Raw genomic sequence first — 24,915 nt, 5'->3', positions numbered from 1 at the left:
GCCGGTCAGTACCCCTCGGCGGGGTCGACCACGCCCTGCAGGGGGAGGCCGTCCAAGCGGCGTTGGAGGTTTTCGGTGAACGGGGCCATGAGCAGGTCGAAGGAGTCGGGCATGGACCAGGAGACATGCGCGCTGATCCGGACTTTGGGGTGGGCGTACAGCCAATGGCCTGCGGGAAGGGGCTCGGGGGTCATGGTGTCGAGCGAGGCCCGGGCCACGGTGCCGTTGTCCAGCGCAGTGCGCAGGGCGCCTTGGTCGATGAGGTCGCCGCGGGCGATGTTGATGATGTGGATGCCCGGTTTGGCGGTGGCCAAGGTCACTGCGTCCAGAAGGTGGTGGGTGGCCGGGGTGGCCGGCGCGGCCACCACCAGATGGTCGGATCGGCTGAGCAGCTCCGACAGGATTTCGGCCCGCTCGATGCCCTCGAAGGGCGGTGGCGCCGCGGTGCGGCGCACGGCCACCACGTTCATGTCGAAGGCCAGGGCCCGACGGGCCACCGCGGTGGCGATGCCGCCCAGGCCGATCAGGCCCAGCGTCTTGCCGTACAGGGCGCCCAACGGGGCGGTGAACCAGCGTTCGGGCGGTTCGCTTCGCCACACGTCGGGCAGGTCTTTCTCGAAGGCCAGCATCATGGCCAGGCACCATTCCGAGATGGCGATGGCCGAGCTCCCGCGGGAGCAGGTCATCACCCGGTGGCCCAACAGCTCGAACGGGAAGCCGTCCACCCCGGTGCTGGTGATATGAACCCACTCCACCCCCCGGTCCAGCAGCTCGGCCAGATTGGGGTAGTCCCGCGGGATGGTCAACAGCACCTCGCCGGAGGCGCCCTGGGGAATCTCGCCCTCACGGGGAACCCGCACGAACTCCACGTCGGGGCAACGGGCGGCCATCGACGCCAGCCGGGCGTCGTCCAGATGATGCATCACTCGCACGGCGCCCCACGGTAGCGGTCACCCGCAGCGTCATCGACGCCCCCAGCGTCATCGACACTCCCGGCGCCATGGACGCCGCCGCCACGGTGGTGGGGGTGACGGGCTCGGGCCGTTGGCCTAGTGTCGGGCCGTGACGTCGAAGGCGCTGTCGCACATTCGCATCTGTGATTTCACCGGGCAGTTGGCCGGGGCGGGGGCCACCCGGTGGCTGGCCGCCTTCGGCGCCGAGGTGATCCGCATCGAGGATCCCGTGCGGCTGGGTCGGTGGGACGTGTTGCGGGGAACCTCCCCGTTCGTGGACGAGCGTCGGGGTCACGAATTCGGCGGGGGATTCAACAACCACAACGTGGAGAAGCTGGGCGTCACCTTGAACCTGCGGACCGACCGGGGCAAGGAACTGCTGGCCGAGCTGGTGGCCGTCAGCGATGCGGTCACCGAGAACTTCGCCGCCGGGGTGCTGGACCGGCTGGGCTTCGGCTACGACCGGCTGGCCGAGATCCGACCCGACATCGTGTACGTGTCGAACTGCGGCTTCGGCCACGCCGGCCCCTATCGCAAGTACAAGACGTGGGGGCCGATCGTGCAGGCCTGCTGCGGCCTGACCTTCACCTCCGGGTTGCCCGACATGCCCTCGGCGGGCTGGGGCTACTCCTACATGGACCATCACGGGGGCAACTTCATGGCCATGGCCATCATGGCCGGGCTGATCCACCGCAACCGCACCGGCGAGGGCCAGTGGATCGACATGTCGTGTACCGACGCCGGGGCCACCCTGCTCGGGCCGGCGGTGCTCGACTACACCGTGAACGGGCGACCGCTGCGACGCCCTGGCATGCCCTTCAGCAACCGCAACCAGTTCCCGGCCATGGCCCCCCACGGCATTTACGAGGCCGACGGCCATGACGCCTGGCTGGCCCTGGCCTGCAGGGACGACCGGGATTGGCAGGCGGTGGCCGAGATGATGGGGATTGACGACCGCCGCTTCGACGACTTGGCCGGTCGACTGGCCCACGAGGACGACCTGGACGATGCCGTGCGGTCATGGACCGCCACGCGGGACCGCTTCGAGGCGGCCGCTGCGCTGCAGGCGGTGGGCGTGCCCGCCGAAGGGGTGGCCAAGCCGGTGGACCGCATCGACAACGATCCCGACACCGCGGCCTGGGGGCTGTGGCCCGAGGTGGACCACGGGGCCATGGGCCGGGTTCGGGTGGACGGTATCCCCGTCCACTTCTCGGACACCGACTGGTCGCTGGAGCAGGGAGCACCGTTGCTGGGCGAGCACAACCAGCGGGTGCTGGGTGGCCTGTTGGGGCTGTCCGAGGCCGAGTTGGCCGACCTCTCCGACCAGGGCGTCATCTGATGGCCGGGGGTGACCGGTTGGCATCGGGGGGCGCGCCCGGCGCACTGGCGGGCATCCGGGTGGTGGAGTTGGCCGGGGAGGCGTCGGCCTACGCCGGGCTGCTCTTGGCGGGCATGGGGGCCGAGGTGATCGTGGTGGAGCCGCCCGAGGGCCATCACTGCCGGGGGTTCGAGCCCTTCCTCGACGACGAGCCCGGCCCGGAGCGCAGCCTGTGGTGGTGGCACTACAACGCCTCCAAGCTCGGCGTCACCCTCGACCTAGCCGATCCCGCCGACCAAGGGCGGTTCCGGGCGCTGGTGGCCACCGCCGATGTGGTGCTGGAGTCGGAGCGCCCCGGTCGCCTGGCCGACCTGGGGATCGACCACGACGCCCTGCGGGCCGAGGACCCGGCGCTGATCTGGGTGTCGCTCACCCCGTTCGGCCGCAGCGGCCCCCGGGCCCACAACGAGAGCGTGGATTTGACGGTGCTGGCCGCCGGTGGCCCGGTGTGGAGTTGCGGGTACGACGATCACGCCATTCCGCCGCAGCGGGGCGGCGGCAACCAGGGCTACCAGACCGGTGCCATTTTCGCCGTGCTGTCGGCGCAGACCGCCCTGTTGGTGCGCGACCAGACCGGCGCGGGCCAGTTCGTGGACGTCAGCTTGCACGCCGCGGCCAACGTGACCACCGAGTTCGCCACCCTGCAGTGGTTGGTGGCCGGGGACGAGGTGCAGCGTCAGACCGGGCGCCACGCCGCGGTGGAGACCACCACCTTCACCCGGGCCCTGTCCCGAGACGGCATCGACGTGAACACCGGCTTTCCGCCCCGGTCGGCCCGCGATTTTCGGGTGGTGTTGGAGTGGATGGACGAACTGGGAATCCGGGACCGATTCGACGAAGCCTTCTTCCTGGAGATGGGCACCCGACTGACCGAGGACCTGCACCTGTCGCTGATCGGTCAGGACGCCGAGGTCACCGCCATGTTCGGCGCCGGCCGGGAAGCGGTGCGCTTCATCGCCGAGAACACCACCGCGCACGAGTTCTTCATCGGGGCCCAGGAGCGGGGATTGGCGGTGGGCATCATCTACTCGCCCGAGGAGGTGCTGGCCGATCCCCACTTCCGGGCCCGGGGCTTGCCGGTGGAGGTGGAGCACGAGGACCTGGGCCGGAGCTTCACCTATGTGGGGGCGCCCTACTTGGCCCCCAAGTCGCCCTACCGGGTGCGCCGTCGGGCACCCCAGGTGGGCGAGCACAATGCCCTGCTGGAGGAGTTGGTGACGGGGGGCTGATCCTGCGTGGCCGAGCTGCCGGGATCATCTGGGCCAAGGGCGCTGATGGCCCCTGGACCGTCCGTTGGATGGGCGTCGGCAGGCATCGGGCATGATGGGGCCATGCATGACGACATTCTGGCGGCGTTCGATCTCTCCGACCGGGTGGCCGTGGTCACGGGGGCGGCCTCGGGCATCGGCCGGGGAACGGCGGTGACCCTGGCCAAGGCGGGGGCGTCGGTGGTGCTGGCCGACATCGACGCCGACGGGATGGGCGAGACCGGCGGCGAGCTCGATGCCCTGGGTGCGGCCTGGTCCACGGTGCCCACCGACGTGAGCGACAAGGCGGCGGTGGATGCGCTCGTGGCCGACGCGCTGCAGCGACACGGTCGGCTGGACATCATGGTGAACAACGCCGGGATCATCACCGACAGCCTGATGGTGGACACCACCCCCGAACAGCTCGACCGGGTGGTGAACGTGAACCTCAAGGGCGTCTACTGGGGGACGGCGGCCGCAGGTCGGGCCATGGCCGATCAGCAGTCGGGATCGATCGTGAACCTCTCGTCGGCCGGGGCCGACATGCCCGCGCCCATGATCTCGGTGTACGCCCTGACCAAAGCGGCGGTGAAGATGATCACCCGCACCGCGGCGGTGGAGATGGCCCCCATCCGGGTGAACGCAGTGGCCCCCGGCTCCATCGAGACGCCCATCTACGACCGCCACTTCCTGGGTGCCGACGGCAAGGTGGACCCGGAGCGCCAGCGGGCCCACTTCGACAACATCGCCGGCCTGAATCCCCTGGGCTTCGTGGGTGATCCCAGCGACATCGCCTACGCCATCTTGTACTTGTGCTCCGACGCCGGTCGGTTCGTGACCGGCCAGACCGTGCGGCCCAACGGCGGCGTGGTCATGCCGCTGTAGCTGACCGTTTGCGCAGCCACAGTCCGTAGCCTGGGGTCATGAACCGCATCCTGAATGTCCGCGCCCTGACCGCAGCGACGATCGTCGTCTTGTTGTTGCTGGCGGTGGCTTGCGGCACCGACGACGGCGGCACCGACACCGTTCCGGCACCGTCCCCCGAGGCTCCGGCTGCCTCCGAGGTTCCGACGGTGGTGGAGGCGGAGCCCGCGCCGGAGACCGAGCCCGACTCGGAAGCTCAGCCTGCCTCTGAGACCGAGCCCGCCCCCGGGGCCGACTCCGACACGGAGGCTCAGCCCGACTCGGAGACCGGGTCGTCGCCCGAGCCGACCACCGCCCCCGGGACTGACCCGGCCGCGGAGACCCCGCCGGTGTCGGAGTCCCAGCCCGTTGCGGAGACCGCCCCGGTGTCATTCGAAGGGGTGGCCGAGGGGACCGCGCCCCAATTCGCCCAAGGGCAGGCCGTGCCCGCATTCTCGGGAACCGACATCAACGGCGCCCCCTTCACGTGGACGCCGGGTGCTGCTCCGACGGTGATGGTGTTTCTGGCCCACTGGTGTCCGGCCTGCCAGGCCGAGGTCACCGAGCTGACCGAGTGGTTGGAATCGGGCAACCGACTCCCCGACGGGGTGGAGTTCGTCGGGGTGTCCACCTTGGTCAATCCCGAGCGCGGCAATTATCCGCCGAGCCAGTGGCTGCGGGAGGAGGGCTTTCCCATCCCGGTGCTGCTGGACGACGACGCCAGCTCGATGGCCGAGGCCTTCGGGCTGACCGGCACCCCGTTCTGGGCCACCATCGACGGCGGCGGCGTGCTGGCCGGCACCGGGAGCGGTCGGATCCCCCCCGCCGAACTGGTCGGTGTGTTCGACCAACTTCTGGCGGCGTCCCAAGGGTAGGGTTGCCCCCCGTGACCGGATATCTGGACGGAAAGAACATCGTCGTCACCGGCGCGGGCAACGGCATCGGCCGGGCCATTGCGCTGGGGTGCGCCGCGGAGGGCGCCAATGTGGTGGTGGCCGATTTCGGCGTGTCGCTGCACGGGGAGGACCCGTCGTCGGACGTGGCCGACGCAGTGGTGGCCGAAATCGCCGCCTCCGGGGGAACGGCGGTGGCCTTGGCCTCCGACATCAGCACCATGGAGGGGGGCGCCGCCGCCGTGCAGGCCGCGGTGGACACCTGGGGTTCGATCGACGGTGCGGTGTGCGTGGCGGGCATCCTGCGGGAGCGGATGATCTTCAACATGACCGAAGAAGAGTTCGACGACGTGATCCGGGTGCATCTCAAGGGCCACTTCACGGTGTACAAGCACGCCTCGGCCATCATGCGCAAACAGGAGACCGGCGGATCGTTGGTGGGCGTCACCTCGGGGGCGTTCACCGGGTCGACCTCCCAGGCCAACTACGCCGCGGCCAAGGGAGGCATCATCTCGCTGACCAAGAGCGCAGCGCTGGCCCTGAAGCGCTACGGGGTGAACGCCAACTGCATCGCCCCCAGCGCGCGGACCCGCATGTCGGAGAACGTTCCGTTCGAGATCGAGGCCGGGGAGCCCGAGGACGTGGCCCCGTTGGCGGTGTATTTGCTCAGCGACGCCGCCCGGGACATCACCGCCCAGGTGTACACCGTGGTCGGGCCCCGCATCTCGGTGTGGGCCCAGTTCGGCGAGGTGCGTTCGATGTTCGCGCCCGATCTCACCTCGTGGACCCCGGAGGGCATCCAGGAGGCGCTGCCCCGCACCATCGGGACCGAGGAGCATCCCACCATGGCCCTTTTGGAACAACAGGCGGCCCAGCGTCAAGCCGCCGCCCAGGCCAACACCTGAGGGCTCTGCCGTGAGCGGGATGCGTCCGTGAGCCGAGAGGTGCCGCCGGAGCCTCCGGGACGGGAGTTGCTGGCCGGGAAGTCGGCGGTGGTGACCGCGGCGGCCGGTACCGGGATCGGGTTTGCCGTGGCCCGGCGGTGCATGGTCGAGGGGGCGAAGGTGCTCATCAGCGACATTCACGAGCGTCGCCTGGGTGAGGCGGCCGATCGGTTGGCCGAGGAGTTCGGGGAACGCCCGGCCGTCCAGATGTGCGATGTAACGGTGGAGGACGACGTGCAGGGGCTATTGGCCGCCGCCGTCGCCGAGTTCGGCCACGTGGACGTGATGATCAACAACGCCGGGTTGGGGGGCACCGCCGACTTGGTGGACATGACCGATCAGCAGTGGCACGTGGTGCTCGACGTCACCCTCAACGGCACCATGCGGGCCACCCGGGCGGCGCTGCGCCACATGATGCCGCGACGATCGGGGGCGATCGTCAACAACGCCTCGGTGATGGGCTGGCGGGCGCAAGCGGGACAGTGCCATTACGCGGCGGCCAAAGCCGGGGTAATGGCGCTCACCCGGTGTGCGGCGATGGAGGCGGCCGAGGCGGGGGTGCGGGTGAATTGTGTGGCGCCCAGTTTGGCCATGCATCCGTTTCTGGCCAAGGTGTCCAGCCAGGAGTTTCTGGATGATCTGGTGTCGTTGGAGGCGTTCGATCGGGCGGCGGAGCCGTGGGAGGTGGCCAACGTGATGGTGTTCTTGGCCAGCGACTACGCCAGTTACATGACCGGTGAGGTGGTGTCGGTCAGTTCGCAGCACCCCTGAGCGGGCGGGCTGGTCGTGACTCGGAGGATGTGTTGATGAGCCCCGTGCGGCGCATCCCGTTGGACGGGTGCATGAATTTCCGGGATCTGGGCGGATACGCCAGCGCCCTGGGCGGCGTCACCCGGTGGGGGGTGCTGTTTCGGGCCGACTCGTTGCACCGGCTCAGCGTGGCCGACGTCGAGGTGGTGGCCGGTCGGCTGGGCGTGCGCACCGCGGTGGATCTGCGGGCCGATGACGAGCGGGAGCGGGTAGGGGTGTTGGATCCCGCCCACGGCATCGAGGAACACCACGTGAGCACCGTGGACGGCTCCCTGCACGCCATGCGGCCGCCCGACACCGTTTTCGAGGACCTCACGTTCGCTCAGCTCTACGAGAACATGATCCGCAGCGGCGGGCCCCGCTATGCCGCGGCCATCGAGTTGGTGGCCGACGCCGACCGGTGGCCCACCGCTTTTTTCTGTATGGCGGGCAAGGACCGCACCGGCTGTTTGGCCGCCATGGTCCTGGGGTTGGTGGGGGTGAGCCCCCAGGACATCGTGGCCGACTACGCGGCCACCGCCCCGGCGGCGGAGGCCATTCGGGAGCGCGCCCTGGCCGAGATGCCGGAGATGGAAGAGGTGTGGGCCCGCCTGCCCGACGACATCATCACCGCCCCCACCTCGGCCATGACCGAGCTGTTGGACATCATCGACCATAACTGGGGCGGCCTCGAAGGCTACGCCACCGCCCACGGCGTCCAACCCGACACCATCAACCGCCTCCGCCAGAACTTCCTCACCTGACCCCCTCCTCCACCGAAGGGCGGGAAAGCCGACCTCCGTCGGGCCTCAGAGGCGTGGGTCGAGGGTAGGAACGTCGTAGTGGACGAACTGGTGGTCAGCGGTGACCAGGGTGAGTGACTCCGCCTGCGCCTGGGCAATGAGCATGCGGTCGAACGGGTCTCGGTGGTGAGGAGGCAGCAGAGGGGCCAAGTTGGCATGGGTCGAGGTGATGGGCAGCTCTTTGAAGCCGCACTTCATCAGTTCATCCACCAAGCCTTCGGGGTATTCGATTCTGCCTTTGGCACGCTTGATGCCGAGTTCCCAGGGCGTGACTGGCGAGAAGTGGGCCTCACTCGCCTCCACAATTCTCTGGCGGCACGTCGGCCCCAAAGCGTCAAATTCGCCCAGGGCCCAGAGGACCACGTGGCTATCGAGAAGCAGTCTCAATCGAGGGTTTCCTCCGCTGATTTCTCGAATATTGCGATCACCTCGTCGTCGGAGCCGACGATGTCGCCGGAAATGCTCACTCGACCGGCCCAGGACCCGAGCACCCTTTCTGGGTCCTGGGGTGGCCAGGCGATGATCTTCGCCACCGGTCGGCCGTTGCGGGCCACAATGACATGACTACCCGATTCTGCCTCTCTGATCAGCTCGGACAGTCGACTCTTGGCCTCATGTGTGTTCACCAGAAGGGTGGTCATGGTCCTAGTCTAGCCAGCTTCACTCGTCCGCATTCACCCCAATTCTCATCCGACGGCCTCAACCCGGCCGGTGCCGAGGCCGCCATCCCCTTGGAGGATTGGGCTCTCGACTAGTCGCCTACGTTGATCCGAGGCAGTAGTCGTCCTTGTCCGGGGGTTTGGTGATGGGTCATTGAGTGTGTGAGCCGGATTCAATCGGCTGTCGCAATGCGGGTCAGGCGCCTGTTGTGAATGACGCCTTGGTGGCGTCGGGGAATCCCTGGTCGGCGGAACGTCAGTCGGCGAGGTCTCGGACCCGGGTATCGCCGTGGACCACCAGAATGTCGACGAGCCGCTGCCAATTGGGCAGTTCTTCCTCACCGCAGTAGTACCGGACTTCGCGCAGCCATGCTGGGAGTAGGTCAGTCTGGCAGTCCTCTGGGTTCTTGGCGACGAGTCGTTCGACCCACTCGATGCCTATTGATGCCTGCTCCTCAATCGGCTGGGACTGCAACATGTGGACTATGGCGTCGATTGCCTCGAGACCGCCATCCGACGCGTTGACCCAAGTGTCGACTTCGGTCCGCCACTGTTGCGGTACAGGCCAGCGGATCGGTTCGCACGTCAGCTCCCTGAAGTGGTGCCGGTGCTCTTGGGTCATGTGCGGCAGGAGCGATGACAAGGCTGAATCTCGCCAATGCATATGAGCTCGCCCCCGGCTTCGTCGGCCAGCGCGGCGCAGCCTGGTGCGGACGCGGTCAAACGCTCTCCGGATCCGCGATGGGCGACTACCAACGTCCTTCAGACTGTCCCCTGACGCTGCCTGAGTGCGGGCAAACAGGCCCAAGACGTCGCGCATGAGCTGCGGCCATACTCCTCGCGCGGCTTCTGCTAGGTCGGAGCGTTCTTCCGCTGCGGCTGCGATCGCTACCACGAAGTCTCGCAAGGCGTGCGTAGCGTCCGCGGCGAGGTCGCGGGCGTGCTCCAAGAGCAGCTCATTGTTCCCACTAGCTGCGACCGTCAAGGTGGCTCGCGCAGCGAATAGGGCATCGGATTCGCTCTGGATGTAGCCGTGCTCGAACGTCTTGACGCTGCGTCGATGCGCCGCCAAGACGGCGACCAGCAGGTCGGTCGCTGCGGGATGCACACAGGTCGAGTGACGTGCTTCCGCTCCGAGCGCTCGAAGCCCTGGACTGAGATCGGGAGCGACCACGTCTTGCTCCGAGGCCGCCGCCAGCGCCCGGACCAGAGGGCCGGACAGCGGCTCTTGGTTGTCTTCCGGATTCAATGACGATCGTCGCAGCGGGGCGTGGCGCACAGAAGCCTCCACCAGGTCGAAGGCGATCTTGTGGTGGCAGGGCACCCCGTCACAGGGTGATGCCCACACCGGGTCGAGCGCTCGACTGGCGAAGATGCGCACCTCTTTCGGGGCCAGGGTGAACAACCACGTGAGCGCCTCTTCCGTCGGCGCGGCTCCCAGATCAGCGAGTGCTTGGCGGAGTTCCGCGGCAGCAGGTGTGAGTAGGAGTGGCAGGCCCCGCGCGGCTGATCGGTCCGCGCCGATTGAGAACAACTGGATGTCCTCCGAGACGTCGGGCGTACGCCCCATGCGCTCCGCGACGACGTCGAGGAGCACCTGGGTGGACCACAGAAGATCGTGGAGTGGGACGTCGAGATTGTCGAGGTAAGCCCCTTCAAGGGCAGCGGCCGCGGTGGCGGTGGGACCCCGAGCCTCCTGCTGATGCCCATCGGGGGGCCGGTTGACCAGCAGGTCGCGTGCGACCCCCAGGTCAGCGGCGAGTTCCGCGAGCACCAGTGGGGGCGGCTTATGGGCCTGATCGAAACGGTCGGCATAGCGGGACTCAAGCCGCAATGACTCGGAGAAGCGTGTGAAGTCCGCACGCTGCGTCTTGAAGGCCTCGGCGTCCTCCGGGTCCTCGCGCTGCTGGACGAGGATGCCTTCGTCGGTCTGGGTCATGTCGTACGAGTTCCGATCGAGCGCCGCGGCCCAACGCCGCGCGGTGGTGGCGTCCTCCCCGATTTCCCGGGAGCGGGCTTCAAGCCGGGCGCCCACCCTTCGGAGTTGTTCGCCGCGAGCATCGTCTGCGCTCAGGGCCAACACCATGGCGACATGCCACGGGTTCCAGTCGCGTCGCTCGGGGGCCGTCACGGGTGCTCCGCCTGCCGCGAGGATCGAACGCTCGCTTAGCACTCGACCGACCTCGAGGTGCCAGACCCTTGGCTCTGAGAGGAACGGGTCGATGGCAGCGGTGCCCGAGTTCAGATGACGCACCAGCATTCCGTAGACGAGACCGGGCATGGCCAGGTTGTCGCAGTCGGTGAGCAGGAATCGGGCGAGTCTGTCCGGCGTCAACTGCCCTTCCTTGATGAGTTCGTCGACGACGACCTCGAGCGCCTGCAGTGCGCTCATGCAAGGGTAGGGGCCCACGCCCGTACCTCGATACCAACGCCACGAGTTCTCATCGCCGACGTACGTCCCCGGCGAGCCGGTGAGGTTCAGTTCAAGTGCCACACCGTCCTGCGGATCAGCTTGGTCACGCTCGCCCTGGGTCTTGGACCTGGCGCGGGCAGCGTGATTCAGCATTCGGTTCAAGCAGCCCACCCCACGGATGAAGTCGTGGCGGAACATGGCAAGGAAGGGTCCGCGGTCGTACGCGGCCAACGGCCTGAAGGCTTCGTGTACGTGGCGACGGATGCCCTCGTTCCCAAAGCTGTCGCGTCGGAACGGCCGCTCGATGTAGTAGGCCTGGGTGAGGTCGGTGAGCAGCTTCGGGTCGAACTGGGCAATCGCTTCGCCGGCCAGTGGGTACTCGAGCGCGGGCGCCAGATGGTCAGGGTCCCGGTCGGCTACCCGCCGGAGCAGGGCCTCGCCTTCGCGGCCCATGTCCGGGCCGAGAAAAGCCAAGCAACGGACCGTCGACTCGAGCGTCAGCTCGCCGGGAAGGTCTCTCGCAGGAAAGTCGAAGTCGTCGTCCTCCTCGAAAGGGATCGATGAGAGGAAAGCGAATTGTGCTGCCCGAGCTTCATCCTCGGCGACCTCCTCGGGTGTACGTGACGCCAGGCGCGCCGCCTCCGCTTCAGCCAACTCACGCCCTCGTCGGTCGCCTTCGCTCACGCGATGCAAGAGCAGCTCGAGCAGGCGCCGGCGGTTGTTGTCACCGGCGGGGGTGGGCACGATCACAAGACTGAGCAACCACCCCTCAATGAACTTCACCGCCTCAGCGCTGGCGCCCTCGGGCCAGCCGTGCTCGAGAAGCAGCGCGGCCAATTCCTGGGCGACCAGACGGTCGGGAATCCCTGAGCGCCGGAACCGCAGGTCAACCACGCGGAGTGTTCGCTTCAGGCCACTCCCGTTCTCGGCATTGAGTTCCTCCCACGATTCGGCAAGCAGCTCTCGTGTCTCCGGCAGGCCCAGAGCCGCTTCCGACGGGACGTCGGACCAGCGGAGTCCAAAACCTGAGGCGGCGAGTTCATCGAATTTGTGCTGCGCGTCCTGCAACGTCCAGCGGGCAGTCGGGTCCCTACTGCGAAGACGCTTCTCGACGACCAGGCGCATGGCCGGTAGAGCCCAGCGCGGCGTGTTGTATCGCTTCAGCCTTTCGACTGGCTGAGTGTCCTGACCGAGGACTCCTGCGACGGCGTAGGTGCGGAGTATGTCGTGGGTGAACGAGGGCAAGGCTGACCACGTGGACTCGCTTGAGTGCAGCACGCCGTCACGCTTCAGCCCGTCGAGTGCCTGTGCGTCCAATTGCCCCGGCTCCGCCCTGCCCGGTTCGAGGGCATTCGCGGCGAGCTGCCTGACCACTTGTTCGCGTGCGTCCGGGGTCCCGCGCACGGATCGCTCGTGATTGCGAACGAGGCCTGCCCAGACGGCATCCATGGCGTCGCATTCGCTCAGTGGTAGGTCATCGCCGCCTGCTCGTGCGAGAAGGTCGGCTAGCGCCGGTCGTCGCAGCAGCTCTCGACTATGCGGGTCGCCGGCCAGGCGTTGAAGCGACGGAATTTGTTCTACGAGGCTGTCGATCTCCTCGTTGGTCAGGCCCACCACCTCATGGTGAGCCACGTTGACGCCGAGGTCCGCGGCGACACCTTCGACGGCGGCGCGGCCCTCCGAGGTGGCCACCATGCACACAGCGACGCCAGATTCCAGAGCTGAGCGGGCCAGGCTGTGGAGCGGGGTTTCGTCTCTCTCGGCTTGGATGTCGGCGCCGTCGAGCACCAGGAGCCGGCGAGGTGCGTGCATCTCAGAGAACAACTGCTCCAGCGGGGCTCCCAGCGCTTTCCGAAACTCAGTAGGGCGAGGAGGAAGCTGGCGAAGATTCAGGACGACGGCTTCGATGTCCTCGGGTTTGGATCGCTCCTGCTGCTCCACGAAGACTCGCACCAATGCGCTCTTGCCTGTCCCGGAGTCGCCAGTGACGATCAGGACCGGGGAGTCTTCGAGTGCCTCTGCGAGCGCAGCCACGGCCTTGTCACGGGGAAGCTGGACGCCGTCGTTTCCACAAGTCAATCGAACGCGGTCACGAGCCTCGCGATCCAGCCGACGCAGCTCCTCCCAGGCCGCTGCCGCCGCGTGGCGGTCGGTCCGCAGCGCTGCGTGCGCGTCGCGAGCGAGCCTTGTGCGTTGAACCGTGGCGGCGTGCGGCGAGTAGTCCGCGGCGAGCGACTCCAACTTGGCTCGGAGCACATCTGCGCCTACCGGAGTCTGAGCGCGGGCCCAGCTCTCGAGTTCGGTGAGGAGAGCCGTCCAGTCAGCCTCGTCCGGAGATTCGAGGCGGGGCATCGAGACGTGCAACCGCTCGAAGAGCTGCCAGGTCGTTGCGGCAGCGTCACCGTCCGATGGAAGTGCGGCGGCTACGAGATCCCGAACGTGCTCGTAGCGACTCCTGAGTTCCTGTCGGGGACGGCCGTCAGTCGCCATCTCCACAGCGAGCGCCTCAGCGTCCATGCTCCTGGCGAGGTCCGTCAACTCCGCAAGCTGGGATGCGCTGGTCTGGTGGCCGGCGACGGTCACGACGAGACGACGTTCAATGCCAGGCTCCATCGGCGTCCAGAGGGCTTCCACTAGAGCGCCGATGAGTTTCCTTGTGTCCGCGTCGCTTCGCACGAAAACCGGGCTGCGCCTCACTGCGACCCGGAGTTCGAGCGACACCTGTTCCTCGCCTTCTCGCGCCAGGCGGATGTGGAGGTCATCAGGGGGTCCGGCCTGCCCCTGCTGGAAGGCGACCTCAGTGACTCGCCAACCCTCGGCCTCGGACCGGGCTGCGCCGGTCAGCATCGCCGCCAGATAACGAACAGCGACACGGCGCTCGAACGTCACCCCGCCACCTCCGGTCGCATACGCCGGCGCAACGCGGGGGGAGTTCGACTCTCCTCCACCGGGGGCATTCCTGGATTCCGCCACGCGCCAACTACTTCTCGTCGTCGGCAAGTTGCGGGCCAAGAGCCAACGCAGCGGCAGGTACCGTCAGCACCTCAACCAACCTAAAGGAGGACGGTCCCGGGCCGCGTAGACCAAAACCCTTGAAACGCCGGCGCAGATCTAGGTCAACCAGCAGTTCCGTGCGCATATCGACACGCAACTGTGGTGCTTTGACAGTCAAGAACCCGACACCAAACTCCCGGCCAGGGACAACTAGTCGGCCTCCGACAGGCCTTGTTTGTGGTATTCGCTTTGGGCGTAGACGATGCCGCCGAGGTGTTGGTCGGCGTCGGGGGAGGTGGCCAACCAGGCCACCACGGCGCCGATGGTGGCGGGCTCGCCGCCAGGGTAGGGAAACGAGCCCGCGGTGTTGCGGGCTCGGGCGGCTTCGGTGATCACGTAGCCGGGGTCGATGCTGAAGCACCGGATGCCGTCGCCGCCGTGTTCCACGTGGAGGTGGGGCGTCATGCGGCTGAAGGCGGCCTTGCTCATGGCGTAGGCCATGCCCCAGCCACCCTTGCCGATGGGTCCGGGCGGGTCGGTGTAGGCCGAGGCCGAGATCATGTTGATGATGGTGCCCGAACCCCGCCCGGCCATGGCGGCCAGCACCTGCTCGGTGATGGCCATCTGGGCGAACACGTTGCCCTCGAACAGCTTGTGGACCTCGGGCTCGTCCAGCTCCGTGAACGGGGTCATGCTCACCTTGCCCTGGTAGATGGCGTTGTTCACCAACACGTCCAAATGCCCCAGGCGCTCCGTGGCGTCGGCCACGCAGGCGTTCACACTGGCCCGGTCCAACAGGTCCATGACGAAGGCGAACCCCCGGCCCCCCTCGGCCTCGATGGCGGCCACCGTGGTGTCAAGCCCACCGGGTATGGCCAGTTCGGGGTCGTACATGTCCCGGCCCGATCCGTCCACCAGGGTGCGGGCCGACACGGCCACGTCGAATCCGGCCCGGGCCAGGGCAATGGCGCTGGCCCGGCCGATGCCCCGGCTGGCTCCGGTGACCAGGGCGGTCTTTCGCTGATCGGTGCTCATTGGTTGGTCTCCCTTTCGGGTGTCGGCCCTCGGCGACATACCGTAGGCCCATGGGCCCGCTGAACGGAATGCGCATCATCGAGCTGGCGGGCATCGGTCCGACACCCTTCGCCGGGATGATGCTCTCGGACCTCGGCGCCGAGGTGGTGCGGGTGGACCGGGTGGGCGGTTCGGGCAGCCCGGTGGGGTCGCAGTCGGGGCCGATGGAGCGGGGCAAGCGCACCGTGGCCGTCGACCTGAAACAGCCCGAGGGGGTGGAGGCGGTGCTGCGGCTGGTGGAGGCCTCCGACGGCTTGTTCGAGGGCTTTCGGGCTGGGGTGGCCGAACGCCTCGGGGTAGGGCCCGAGGCGTGCCTGGCCCGCAACCCGGCCCTGGTCTACGGGCGGATGACCGGGTGGGGCCAGACGGGGCCGCTGGCCGAGCGGGCCGGACACGACATCAACTACATCTCGTTGGCCGGTCCGCTGGCCCACATCGGACGGGCGGGCCAAACCCCAACGGTGCCGCTCAACCTCATCGGCGACTTCGGGGGCGGGTCGGTGTTCCTGGTGCTGGGCATGATGGCCGCCCTGTTGGAGGTGGCCCGGGGTGGTGACGGCCAGGTGGTGGATGCGGCCATGGTGGACGGGGCGGCCTACCTGCTGTCGCCGCTGTACGCGGCCCACGCCGGCGGGTTCTGGACCGACGAGCGGGGGGCCAACTTCTTGGATTCCGGGGCCTACTTCTACGAGGTGTACGGCACCGCCGATGGCCGCTGGCTGGCAGTGGGGGCCATCGAACCCCAATTCCACGCCGAGTTCATGGCCGGTATCGGCCTGGCCACCGCCGACGACCTACCCGAGCAGATGGACCGCAGCCGTTGGCCGGAAATGAAGGAGCGTGTGGGGGCCGCGATCGCCTCCCGCACCCTCGACGAGTGGATGGCGGTGTTCGACGGCACCGACGCCTGTGTCAGCCCGGTGCTGTCCATGGGCGAGACGCCGGATCATCCCCACGCCCAAGCCCGAGACTCGTTCTTCGACGCCTGCGGCGTGCGTCAGCCCCGGCCCGCTCCCCGGTTCGGCGGCACCCCGTCGGTGCCCGCGGTGGAGTCTCGTCCCCCCGGCGCCGACACCGACGCGGTGTTGGAGGAGTTGGGCTACTCGGCCGCCGAGATGGACGCCCTCCGCTCGACCGGAGTGGTGGCTTGAGGGGCCCCGTCCCTACGGGGTACCCCGGTAGTACAGCGCGTCGGTGCCGGTTGGACCGTCGGTGCCCACCCGGCCGTCGGCGGTCATGGCGATGAGGTGGGCCAGCACTGACCGGGCCGCGGGCTCGTGTAACTCGGGGGCCACCTCGGCGTACATCACCTCCACCATCTGGGCGATGGTGGCCGGCCCTGGGGCCAGGCAGTCCATGATCTGACGCTCCCGGTCGAGGCGGTGGGCGTACAGGGCCTCCACCAGCGCGTGGGGCTCGGTGACCGGCGGCCCGTGAGTGGGCCAGTAGGCCCGGTCGTCGGGGGCGTCGGCCAACAAGCGCAGGCTGGCCAGATAGTCGGTCATGTTGCCGTCGGGCGGGGGAATGACGGTGGTGGACCAGCCCATGACGTGGTCGCCGGTGAACACCCCCGACGCCTCCTGCCAGCGGTAGGCGATGTGATTGGAGATGTGCCCCGGGGTGTAGAGGCACTCGAAGCTCCACCCCGGCCCCTCCACCACGTCGCCGTGGACCACCGGCTCGTCGGGGACGAAGGCCAGGTCACCCCGCTCCTCGTTCTTGCCGTCGTCACCGTCGGCGGCGGGATGCGGGCCGAAACCGTAGGCAGGCGCACCGGTGGCGTCGGCCACCGCCCGGGACGCCGGGGAGTGGTCCCGGTGGGTGTGGGTGACGAGCAGGGCCTCCACCCGCTCACCCTCCACCGCCGCCAGGACGGCGGCGATGTGGGCGGCGTCGTCGGGGCCGGGATCGACGATGGCCACCCGTTCCCGGCCCACGATGTAGGTACCGGTGCCCCGGTAGGTGAACTTGCCGGGATTGCGGGCCACCACCCGGCGCAGGCCGGGGGCCATCTCCACCGCGGCGCCGTAATCCACCTCGGGTTCGGTCAGAAACGGGATGTGTACCCCCACCCGGCCCCGCCCCCGTTCAGCCGCCCTCGGCGGCCACCTCGCCGGTGGATGCCCCCAGATAGGCCGGCTTCTCCCCGCCGCCGTGGACCTTCACGTTGGCCCCCGACATCCACCGGGCCAGGGGCGAGGCCAGGAACAGGCACACGTCGGCCACGTCGTCGGGGCGACCCATGCGGCCCAGGGCGATGGTCTCGCCCACGGCGGCGATGCCCGCCTCGTCGCCGTAGTAGAGGTGGGCGTCGTCGGTGACGATCAGGCCCACCGTCACCGTCAGCACCCGGATCTTGGGGCCCCACTCCACCGCCAGGGTCTCGCTCAGGTTCACCAGGCCGGCCTTGGCCGCCCCGTAGGCGACGCCCATGGGGTTGGGTCGAACGCCCGACACCGAGGAGATGTTGAGGATCACCCCGCCGGTGTCCTGGGCCTGCATCACCGGGTACACGGCCTGGCAGAAGGCCATGGGGGCCAGCAGGTTCAGGGCCACGATCTTCTCGTTGAACCGGGGCGACACCGTGGCCGACTCGGCCGGCGGGGCCCCGCCCGCGTTGTTGACGAGCGCATCCACCCGCCCGGTGCGGTCGGTGGCGGTGGCCACCACCCCGGCGATCTGTTCGGGATCGCGCACATCGGCGGCCACGAACACGGCTTCGCGGCCCTCGACGGTCACCGGCGTTTCCGGGGGGCGGCGGGCGCAGATCACCACGTCGGCCCCGGCGGCCACAAAGCGGGTGGCCAGGCCTCGGCCCAGTCCCTTGGTGCCGCCGGTGATGATGACGGTCCTGCCGGTGAAATCCAGGTTGTCCATTGCTGCCAGTGTGCCCGATGGCGACGCCGGGAACATCACTACGCCCCTGGGGGACCGTCGGGGCCATCGGGGACCGGTCGCGGGGGCAACCGACAGGGGCCACGGGGCGGGACGGGTCGGCGGTGTGGGACCGGTCACAGCAGCGGGCTATCGTCGCCGGAATGGTCGACAAGCGGATGACCGAGGACGAGGTGGTCGCCGAGCTGCGCGACGGCATGACCATCGGCATCGGCGGTTGGGGGTCGCGGCGCAAGCCCATGTCGCTGGTGCGGGCCATCCTGCGCTCCGACCTCAAGGACCTCACCGTGGTGGCCTACGGCGGCCCCGACATCGGCCTGCTGTGTGCCACCGGCAAGCTCCGCCGGGCGATCTACGGATTCGTGTCCCTCGACTCCATTCCGCTGGAACCCCACTTCCGCCAGGCCCGCCAGAGCGGGGCCATCGAGTTCACCGAACTGGACGAGGGGGCCTTCTACCTGGGGCTGTTGGCCGCCGCCCACCGGGTGCCGTTCTACCCCACCCGAGCCGGGCTGGGCTCCGACATGTTGACGATGAACCCCGAGCTGCGCACGGTGAGGTCGCCCTACGACGACGGGGAGGAGTTGGTGGCCATTCCCGCCTTTCGGCTGGACGCCGCCCTGATCCACATGAACCGGGCCGACGCCGCAGGCAACGGCCAGTTCCTGGGGCCCGATCTCTACTTCGACGATCTCTTCGCCATGGCCGCCGAAAAGACCTACATGAGCGCCGAGAAGATCGTGCCCACCGAGAACCTGCTGGACGAGGGCTCGGTCCACACCCTGCGCATTCAGCGGATCTTCACCGACGGGGTGGTGGAGGCCCCCCACGGGGCGCACTTCACCGAATGCCCCCCCGACTACGGACGCGACGAGCCCTTCCAGCGGGAGTACGCGGCCACCGCCCGCGACCCCGAGGCGTGGGAGGCCTTCCGCCGCACCTACCTCGAGACCTCGTCCCATGCCGACTACCGCAAAGCGTTGGAGGCCCGGTCATGAGCGTGCCTGCCGACGTCACCATCGACGAGATCTGCGTGGTGGCCTGCGCCGAGGCCTTCCGGGGCGACGGCGAGATTCTGTGCAATCCCATCGGCACCGTCCCCATCGTGGGCGGCCGGTTGGCCCGGGCCACCTTCGAGCCCGACCTGGTGTACACCGACACCGTGTCGGTGCTGGCGGCCAACGACTTTCCGGTGGGCGACCCCGACGCCCCCAAAGTGGTGGAGTCGTGGGTGCCCTACCGCACCGTGTTCGACATCGTGTGGTCGGGCAAGCGCCACGTGATGATGGGGGCCAGCCAGATCGACCAGTGGGGCAACCAGAACATCGCCGCCATCGGCGACTTCCGCCGACCCAAGGCCCAGCTCCTCGGCCTGCGAGGCGCGCCCGGCAACCTGGTCAACCACACCACCAGCTACTGGGTGCCCAACCATTCTCCCCGCTCCTTCGTGGCCTCGGTGGACGTGGTGTCGGGTCCGGGGTACGACCGGATGCGAGAGCTGGGGGCTCCGGCCAACCGCTTCCACGAGGTGCGCCGGGTGGTGTCCAACCTCGGGGTGTTCGACTTTCGCACCCACGACCACCGCATGCGGATCGTCTCGGTCCATCCGGGGGTGACCGTCGAGCAGGTGACCGAGGCCACCGCCTTCGAGCTGGCCGGCACCGACGAGGTACCCGAGACCCGGCTGCCCACCGCCGAGGAACTGCGCTTGATCCGAGAGGTGCTCGACCCCGCCGGTGCCCGCAAGGCCGAGTTCCGCTGATCGGTCGATGAGCGCCGACCCGCGCCTGCACACCCGGCTGTGCGAGCTGTTCGGGGTGGAGCACCCCGTCGTGCAAACCGGCATGGGCTGGGTGTCGGGGGCCCGGCTGACGGCGGCCACGGCCAACGCCGGCGGGCTGGGCATCATCGCGGCGGCGCCGTTGACCTTCGATCAGATGGTGGCGGCCATCGACGAGGTGGCGGCCACCACCGACCGGCCCTTCGGGGTGAACCTGCGCACCGACGCGGCCGACATCGACCGCCGGGTGGACCACGTGATCGCCGCCGGGGTGCCGGTGGCCAGCTTCGCCCAGGCTCCCGGCGAGGTCATCGTGAAGAAACTGAAGGACGCCGGGGTGGCGGTGGTGCCCACCATCGGCGCTCCCCGCCACGCCGAGAAGGTGGCCGCCTGGGGGGTGGATGCGGTGATCGCCCAGGGCGCCGAAGGCGGGGGCCACACCGGTCCCATCGCCACCTCGCTCTTGCTGCCTGCGGTGATCGACACGGTGGACATCCCGGTGATCGCGGCGGGCGGGATGCTCGACGGGCGCTCGCTGGCCGCGGCGTTGGCCTTCGGGGCCGACGGCATCGCCATGGGCACCCGCTTCCTGTTGTCGTCCGACAGCGACGTTCCCGACCACGTGAAGTCGATCTACTTGGCCACCAAGCTCACCGGCACGGTGGTCACCACCGCGGTCGACGGGGTGCCCCAGCGGGTGATCAACACCGACGTGATCAACAAGCTGGAGCGGTCGGGACCGTTGTCGTTCGTGCGGGCGGCCCGCAACGCCCTCCGCTTCCGGTCCCTCACCGGGGTGGGCTACCGCCAACTGCTGTCGGAGGGGCTGGCCATGCGCCGCAGCCTCGACCTCTCCTGGGCCCAGATGGCCATGGCGGCCAACGCCCCCATGATGACCAAGGCGGCCATGGTGGACGGCCACCCCGAGGTGGGCATCCTGCCCACCGGCCAGGTGGTGGGCAACATCGACTCGTTGCCCAGTTGCCGAGAGATCATCCAAACCGTGGTGGCCGAGGCCGTCGCCGCGCTGGACCGCCTGGCCGAGCCGACAGGGCCTGGGGTTTCCCGCTGATGGACTTGTCGTTCACTCCCGAGCAGGCCGCATTCCGGGACGAGGCCCGCACCTGGCTGGCCGAGAACGTGCCGGCCGAGCCCCTGGCCTCGATGGACACCCCCGAGGGGTTCGAGCAACACCGGGCCTGGGAGCAGGTGCTGTTCGACGCCGGTTGGGCGGTGGTGTCGTGGCCGAAGCGCTACGGCGGCCGGGAGGCGTCGCTGGTGGAGTGGCTGATCTTCGAGGAGGAGTACTGGGCGTCGGGGGCGCCGGGACGGGTGTCGTCCAACGGGGTGAGCCTGTTGGCCCCCACCATCTTCGACTTCGGCACCCCCGAGCAGCAGGATCGCTTCCTTCGTCCCATGGCCCGAGGCGACGAGATCTGGGCTCAGGGCTGGTCGGAGCCCGACGCCGGGTCGGACTTGGCCGGCATCAAGACCAAGGCCCGGCGCGACGGCGAGTACTTCGTGGTCGAGGGCCAGAAGACGTGGTGCTCCCGGGGGGCGTTCGCCGACTGGTTCTTCTGCCTGGTGCGCACCGACCCCGACTCCGAGCGCCACGCCGGGTTGAGCTACCTGCTGGTGGACGGCGACACCGAGGGCTTCGAGGCCCGGCCCATCGGTCGCCTGGACGGCGAGCCCGGCTTCGCCGAACTGTTCTTCGACGGGGCCCGGATCCACCAGAGTGCCCTGTTGGGCGATGAGGGGCAGGGGTGGGCGGTGGCCATGGCCACCACCGGCAGCGAGCGGGGGCTCAACCTGCGGGCGCCCGGCCGGTTCACGGCCGCCGCCGACCGGCTGGTGGCCCTCTACAAGGCCCAGGCCGAGCGTCAGGGACCGGACGGGGACCGGCGGGACCAGGTGGTGGGGGCCTGGATGGGGGCTCAGGCCTACCGCTGGCAAACCTACGCCACCGAGGCCCGACTGCGGGGCGGTGCGCCCATCGGGGCCGAGGCCAGCTTCATGAAGGTGCTGTGGTCGGAACTGGACGTGGAGCTGCACGCCACCGCCCTGCGGCTGTTGGGGCGCGACGGCGAGCGGGCCGACAGCTCGTGGATGGACGGCTACGTGTTCGCCCTGTCGGGACCCATCTACGCCGGTACCAACGAGATCCAGCGAAACATCATCTCCGAGCGGGTGCTCGGACTGCCCCGGCGATGACGTCGAGATATCGGGCGCCACGGCCCGGCCCCGCCGGCGGGGCCGAGAGGGGATAGCCGTGGAGTTCTCGTTCAGCGACGATCAGCGCATGTTCCAGGAGGTGGTGCGGGATTTCCTGGCCAAGGAGTGCCCCCCGGCGGTGGTGCGGGCGGCGTGGGACTCCGGCACCGGGCGCACCGACGGGCTGTGGGCGGAGTTGGCCGAGATGGGCGTGGTGGGCATGACCGCACCGGCGTCGGCGGGCGGTCTGGGCATGGACGAGGTGGACCTGGTGCTGTTGCTGGAGGAGGCGGGCCGGGCCGCCCTGCCCGAGCCGCTGTTGGAGCACACCGCGGTGGGGTTGCCCACGCTGGCCGAGGCGGGCGGGCCGGTGGCCGAGGCCTGGCTGGAACGGGCGGCCACCGGTGCGGCCACGCTGGGGGCGGCCCCGGTCGGGGGCTACGCGGTGGGGGCGGCGTCGTGTGATCTGGTGGTGCTGGTCGGTGAGGACGTTCGGGCGGTGGAGGTGGCCGGGGCGTCGCTGGTGGAGCACCCGTCGGTGGACGGTTCCCGCCGCCTGTTCGAGGTGGACGGAGACTCGGTGGTGCTCGACGCCGATCCGGCCCGGGCTTTCGACCGGGCCGCCGGGGCGGCGGCCGGGCTGTGCGTGGGCGTGGCCCAGTACCTGCTCGAGGCCACCGTGGACTACGTGGCCCAGCGCTATCAGTTCGGCAAGCCGGTGGGCTCCTACCAGGCGGTCAAGCACCACCTGGCCAACGCCGCCCTGAAGGTGGAGTTCGCCCGCCCGGCGGTCCATCGGGCCGCCTGGTGCCTTGCCACCGACGACGGTGACCGCAGCCGGGACGTGTCGCTGGCCAAGGCGCTGGCCTCCGAGGCGGTCGATCTGGCCGCCCGCACCGCCCTGCAGTGCCACGGGGCCATCGGCTACACCTTCGAGTACGACCTGCATCTGTGGATGAAGCGGGGCTGGGCGCTGTCGGCCTGTTGGGGAGACGCCGCCTGGCACCGGAACCGCATCGCAGCGGCGCTGGGCATCTGACCGGTTGCGGGTTGATAGCGTGGCGGGGATGAGCACGGAGGGGGCGACGGCGGTGGCAGAGCGGACCCCCGAGGCGGACGGCGCCCTGTTGGCGGTCGAGGGTGTGGTGGTGCGCTTCGGTGGCGTGGTGGCCGTGGACGGGGTGTCCCTGGCGGTGCCCCCCGGCGAGATTCGGGGGCTCATCGGGCCCAACGGCGCGGGCAAGACCACCCTGTTCGACAGCATCACCGGGGTGAACACGCCGAGCGCCGGGGCCATCCGGCTGGAGGGCGAGGACATCACCGGGCGACCGGCCACCTGGCGGGCCCGCCGGGGCATCCGCCGCACTTTTCAGCGCCAGCAGCCCTTCGGCTGGCTGTCGGTGGCCGACAACGTGCTCTCTGCGCTGGAGTGGGAAGGGGGCGGGGGAGGCATTGCCGCCGACTTGGTCGCCTGGCCGTCCCGCCGTCGCATCGAAGCCCGGCGGCGCGAACGGACCGATGAGGTGCTGGAGCGGTGCGGCCTGACCGATGTCCGGGACACCCCGGCGGGGGAGTTGCCCATCGCTCGGGCCCGGATGGTGGAGTTGGCCCGGGCCATCGTGGCTCGTCCCAAGCTGCTGCTGTTGGACGAGCCCACCTCGGGCATCGAACACGACGAGGCCGAGCAGCTCGGCCAGATCATCCAGGCCATTCGGGCCGAGGACCATTGCTCGGTGCTGCTGGTGGAACACGACGTGGCCTTCGTCATGGCCCAGTGTGACCGCATCACCGTGTTGAACCTGGGACAGGTGATCGGCGAGGGGTCGCCCGAGGAGGTCCGCACCAACCCGGCCGTCCGGGACGCCTACCTGGGATGACCACCGACCGACGGGGCGACGGCCGCCCCAAGATTGCGCATCCTGCCCTGCCCGCCCCCGATGAGCTGAGTTGATCCATGCAGACCGTGTCGTCTTCGACCCCCATTGCCGCCCCTCAGGAGATCGCCTGGGAGGTGATGACCGATCACGCCCTCTACGCCCGCTGGACACCGGCGTCGCAGGTGGACCTCGAGGTGGAGGGCTCGCCCGAACCCAACGGGGTGGGCGCCATACGGGTGTTCCGTACCGGCCCGGTGAACACCCGCGAGGAGATCACCGCCTTCGAGCCCCCCCACCGCATGGCCTACCGCATGTTGAACCTGCCGCTGCCGGTGCGAAATTGCCGTTCGGAGTTGACGCTGGTGGCCGACGAGGGCAACGAGAGCTGCCGGCTCCACTGGGACACGTGGTTCGAGACGCTGGTGCCGTTCACCGGTGGCATCCTGCGACCGATCATGTCCTCGGTGGTGGCCAGGATGGCCACCGGCATCGCCGGGGAAGCGGAGCGCCGGGCCCGATCCGCGTGACCGGTCCCGCCACGGTTGATCCCCGGCCGGCGGTGGTGATGCTGTGTACCGGCAACGCGGCCCGGTCGGTGATGGCGGTGGTGATGGGTCGGGCCCGTACCGAGGCGGTGCGGTTCATCGGGGCGGGCACCCACAGCATCGAGGGCCTGCCCATGAGTGGGCGAACCCGGCGGGCCCTGGAGGGGTTGGGCCTGGCCGATCCCGCCCACCGCAGCCATCAGCTCACCGCCGCCGATGCCGACGGGGCCGACCTCATCGTGGCCTTCGCCCCCGAGCACGTGGACTACGTGCGCCGGATGCACCCCGAGGCCGCGGCCCGCACGGCCACCATCAAGCACCTGGTGGCCGAGCTGCCGCCCGGCCCAGCCCCCCTCGGCCAACGGGTGGCCGCCCTCCGGCTGGCCGACGTGGAAGTCGCGGGCGCCGAGGAGGTGGTGGATCCCGGTGGCGGGGAGGACCCCGCCTTCGTGGCCTGTGCCGCCGAGATCGACCACCTCATGGACCAACTCCTGGCACTGATTTAGCGGGAGATCCTGTAGCGGTGGATCCCCTGCCGTAGCGATGGATCCAGT

The 24,915-nt window shown here is 69.2% G+C and carries 23 protein-coding genes; 16 read left to right on the top strand and 7 right to left on the bottom strand.

The genetic code is table 11. From position 1 onward, the window contains the following. Positions 1–5: 5 nt before the first annotated feature. On the bottom strand, positions 6–923 hold the full coding sequence (locus ACOQPQ_RS06955; protein ID WP_420640370.1) for an NAD(P)-dependent oxidoreductase: 918 nt from the start codon (positions 921–923) through the stop codon (positions 6–8). A 139-nt stretch (positions 924–1,062) separates the two neighbouring features. Here ACOQPQ_RS06955 and ACOQPQ_RS06950 point away from each other — a divergent pair, with 139 nt between their 5' ends. The 7 genes from ACOQPQ_RS06950 (at position 1,063) to ACOQPQ_RS06920 (ending at position 7,871) form a co-directional block, all read left to right on the top strand. Continuing rightward, positions 1,063–2,292, top strand: coding sequence for a CaiB/BaiF CoA transferase family protein (locus ACOQPQ_RS06950; RefSeq protein ID WP_420638717.1), 1,230 nt, complete (start codon positions 1,063–1,065; stop codon positions 2,290–2,292). Next, on the top strand, positions 2,292–3,560 hold the full coding sequence (locus ACOQPQ_RS06945; protein WP_420638716.1) for a CaiB/BaiF CoA transferase family protein: 1,269 nt from the start codon (positions 2,292–2,294) through the stop codon (positions 3,558–3,560). Before ACOQPQ_RS06950 ends, ACOQPQ_RS06945 begins: the two co-directional genes overlap by 1 nt. A gap of 102 nt (positions 3,561–3,662) precedes the next feature. Continuing rightward, the gene (locus ACOQPQ_RS06940) at positions 3,663–4,463 is read left to right on the top strand and encodes an SDR family NAD(P)-dependent oxidoreductase (RefSeq protein WP_420638715.1); all 801 of its coding nucleotides are present in this window, start codon (positions 3,663–3,665) and stop codon (positions 4,461–4,463) included. 38 nt (positions 4,464–4,501) lie between these two features. Then, positions 4,502–5,356 carry a redoxin family protein gene (locus ACOQPQ_RS06935; RefSeq protein ID WP_420638714.1) on the top strand — a complete coding sequence of 285 codons (855 nt, stop codon included), beginning with the start codon at positions 4,502–4,504 and terminating at the stop codon, positions 5,354–5,356. A gap of 11 nt (positions 5,357–5,367) precedes the next feature. Then, positions 5,368–6,279: an SDR family oxidoreductase gene (locus ACOQPQ_RS06930; protein ID WP_420638713.1), complete on the top strand. Its 912-nt coding sequence runs from the start codon at positions 5,368–5,370 to the stop codon at positions 6,277–6,279. A 27-nt stretch (positions 6,280–6,306) separates the two neighbouring features. Then, positions 6,307–7,089: an SDR family oxidoreductase gene (locus tag ACOQPQ_RS06925; protein ID WP_420638712.1), complete on the top strand. Its 783-nt coding sequence runs from the start codon at positions 6,307–6,309 to the stop codon at positions 7,087–7,089. A 35-nt stretch (positions 7,090–7,124) separates the two neighbouring features. Continuing rightward, complete coding sequence (locus ACOQPQ_RS06920) at positions 7,125–7,871, top strand: tyrosine-protein phosphatase (RefSeq protein ID WP_420638711.1); 747 nt, start codon at positions 7,125–7,127, stop codon at positions 7,869–7,871. 45 nt (positions 7,872–7,916) lie between these two features. Here ACOQPQ_RS06920 and ACOQPQ_RS06915 read toward each other — a convergent pair whose 3' ends face one another. The 4 genes from ACOQPQ_RS06915 to ACOQPQ_RS06900 all read right to left on the bottom strand — a co-directional run bounded on the left by ACOQPQ_RS06915 (position 7,917) and on the right by ACOQPQ_RS06900 (position 15,011). Further along, positions 7,917–8,297, bottom strand: a complete 381-nt coding sequence (locus tag ACOQPQ_RS06915; protein ID WP_420638710.1) for a type II toxin-antitoxin system VapC family toxin — start codon at positions 8,295–8,297, stop codon at positions 7,917–7,919. Next, complete coding sequence (locus ACOQPQ_RS06910) at positions 8,294–8,551, bottom strand: type II toxin-antitoxin system Phd/YefM family antitoxin (protein WP_420638709.1); 258 nt, start codon at positions 8,549–8,551, stop codon at positions 8,294–8,296. Before ACOQPQ_RS06910 ends, ACOQPQ_RS06915 begins: the two co-directional genes overlap by 4 nt. Before the next feature lie 274 nt (positions 8,552–8,825). Next, on the bottom strand, positions 8,826–13,871 hold the full coding sequence (locus tag ACOQPQ_RS06905; RefSeq protein WP_420638708.1) for a hypothetical protein: 5,046 nt from the start codon (positions 13,869–13,871) through the stop codon (positions 8,826–8,828). Positions 13,872–14,186: 315 nt separating this feature from the next. Then, positions 14,187–15,011 carry an SDR family NAD(P)-dependent oxidoreductase gene (locus ACOQPQ_RS06900; RefSeq protein ID WP_420638707.1) on the bottom strand — a complete coding sequence of 275 codons (825 nt, stop codon included), beginning with the start codon at positions 15,009–15,011 and terminating at the stop codon, positions 14,187–14,189. Positions 15,012–15,061: 50 nt separating this feature from the next. On the opposite strand from ACOQPQ_RS06900, the gene ACOQPQ_RS06895 reads away from it, so the two are divergent. After that, positions 15,062–16,201, top strand: coding sequence for a CaiB/BaiF CoA transferase family protein (locus tag ACOQPQ_RS06895; RefSeq protein ID WP_420638706.1), 1,140 nt, complete (start codon positions 15,062–15,064; stop codon positions 16,199–16,201). 12 nt (positions 16,202–16,213) lie between these two features. Here the strand turns inward: ACOQPQ_RS06895 and ACOQPQ_RS06890 are convergent, their stop codons facing one another. Together ACOQPQ_RS06890 and ACOQPQ_RS06885 are read right to left on the bottom strand one after the other, a co-directional pair. Next, entirely contained in the window at positions 16,214–17,122 is a 909-nt protein-coding gene (locus ACOQPQ_RS06890; protein ID WP_420638705.1) for an MBL fold metallo-hydrolase, read from the bottom strand. A 16-nt stretch (positions 17,123–17,138) separates the two neighbouring features. Further along, positions 17,139–17,927, bottom strand: coding sequence for an SDR family oxidoreductase (locus tag ACOQPQ_RS06885; protein WP_420638704.1), 789 nt, complete (start codon positions 17,925–17,927; stop codon positions 17,139–17,141). Positions 17,928–18,088: 161 nt separating this feature from the next. On the opposite strand from ACOQPQ_RS06885, the gene ACOQPQ_RS06880 reads away from it, so the two are divergent. From ACOQPQ_RS06880 to ACOQPQ_RS06845, 8 genes are all read left to right on the top strand, one after another. Next, the gene (locus ACOQPQ_RS06880) at positions 18,089–18,943 is read left to right on the top strand and encodes a CoA transferase subunit A (protein ID WP_420638703.1); all 855 of its coding nucleotides are present in this window, start codon (positions 18,089–18,091) and stop codon (positions 18,941–18,943) included. Then, positions 18,940–19,707: a CoA-transferase subunit beta gene (locus ACOQPQ_RS06875; protein WP_420638702.1), complete on the top strand. Its 768-nt coding sequence runs from the start codon at positions 18,940–18,942 to the stop codon at positions 19,705–19,707. Before ACOQPQ_RS06880 ends, ACOQPQ_RS06875 begins: the two co-directional genes overlap by 4 nt. Before the next feature lie 7 nt (positions 19,708–19,714). Continuing rightward, positions 19,715–20,797 carry an NAD(P)H-dependent flavin oxidoreductase gene (locus tag ACOQPQ_RS06870; RefSeq protein WP_420638701.1) on the top strand — a complete coding sequence of 361 codons (1,083 nt, stop codon included), beginning with the start codon at positions 19,715–19,717 and terminating at the stop codon, positions 20,795–20,797. Next, positions 20,797–21,939 carry an acyl-CoA dehydrogenase family protein gene (locus ACOQPQ_RS06865; protein WP_420638700.1) on the top strand — a complete coding sequence of 381 codons (1,143 nt, stop codon included), beginning with the start codon at positions 20,797–20,799 and terminating at the stop codon, positions 21,937–21,939. Before ACOQPQ_RS06870 ends, ACOQPQ_RS06865 begins: the two co-directional genes overlap by 1 nt. Before the next feature lie 58 nt (positions 21,940–21,997). Next, on the top strand, positions 21,998–22,978 hold the full coding sequence (locus tag ACOQPQ_RS06860) for an acyl-CoA dehydrogenase family protein (protein WP_420638699.1): 981 nt from the start codon (positions 21,998–22,000) through the stop codon (positions 22,976–22,978). Positions 22,979–23,006: 28 nt separating this feature from the next. Continuing rightward, a complete protein-coding gene (locus ACOQPQ_RS06855; RefSeq protein ID WP_420638698.1) occupies positions 23,007–23,816 on the top strand; it encodes an ABC transporter ATP-binding protein in 810 nt (269 codons plus the stop codon). 77 nt (positions 23,817–23,893) lie between these two features. Next, positions 23,894–24,343, top strand: a complete 450-nt coding sequence (locus tag ACOQPQ_RS06850) for an SRPBCC family protein (RefSeq protein WP_420638697.1) — start codon at positions 23,894–23,896, stop codon at positions 24,341–24,343. After that, positions 24,340–24,867 (top strand): hypothetical protein, encoded by a 528-nt coding sequence (locus tag ACOQPQ_RS06845; RefSeq protein WP_420638696.1) that lies wholly within the window; start codon positions 24,340–24,342, stop codon positions 24,865–24,867. Before ACOQPQ_RS06850 ends, ACOQPQ_RS06845 begins: the two co-directional genes overlap by 4 nt. Positions 24,868–24,915 lie beyond the last annotated feature (48 nt).

The organism is Candidatus Poriferisocius sp., assembly GCF_965219775.1.
In the GTDB taxonomy this organism is placed as follows: Bacteria; Actinomycetota; Acidimicrobiia; order Acidimicrobiales; family Bin134; genus Poriferisocius.
Note: the sequence above shows the minus strand (reverse complement) of the source record. Positions and strands in the feature narration are given on the sequence as shown.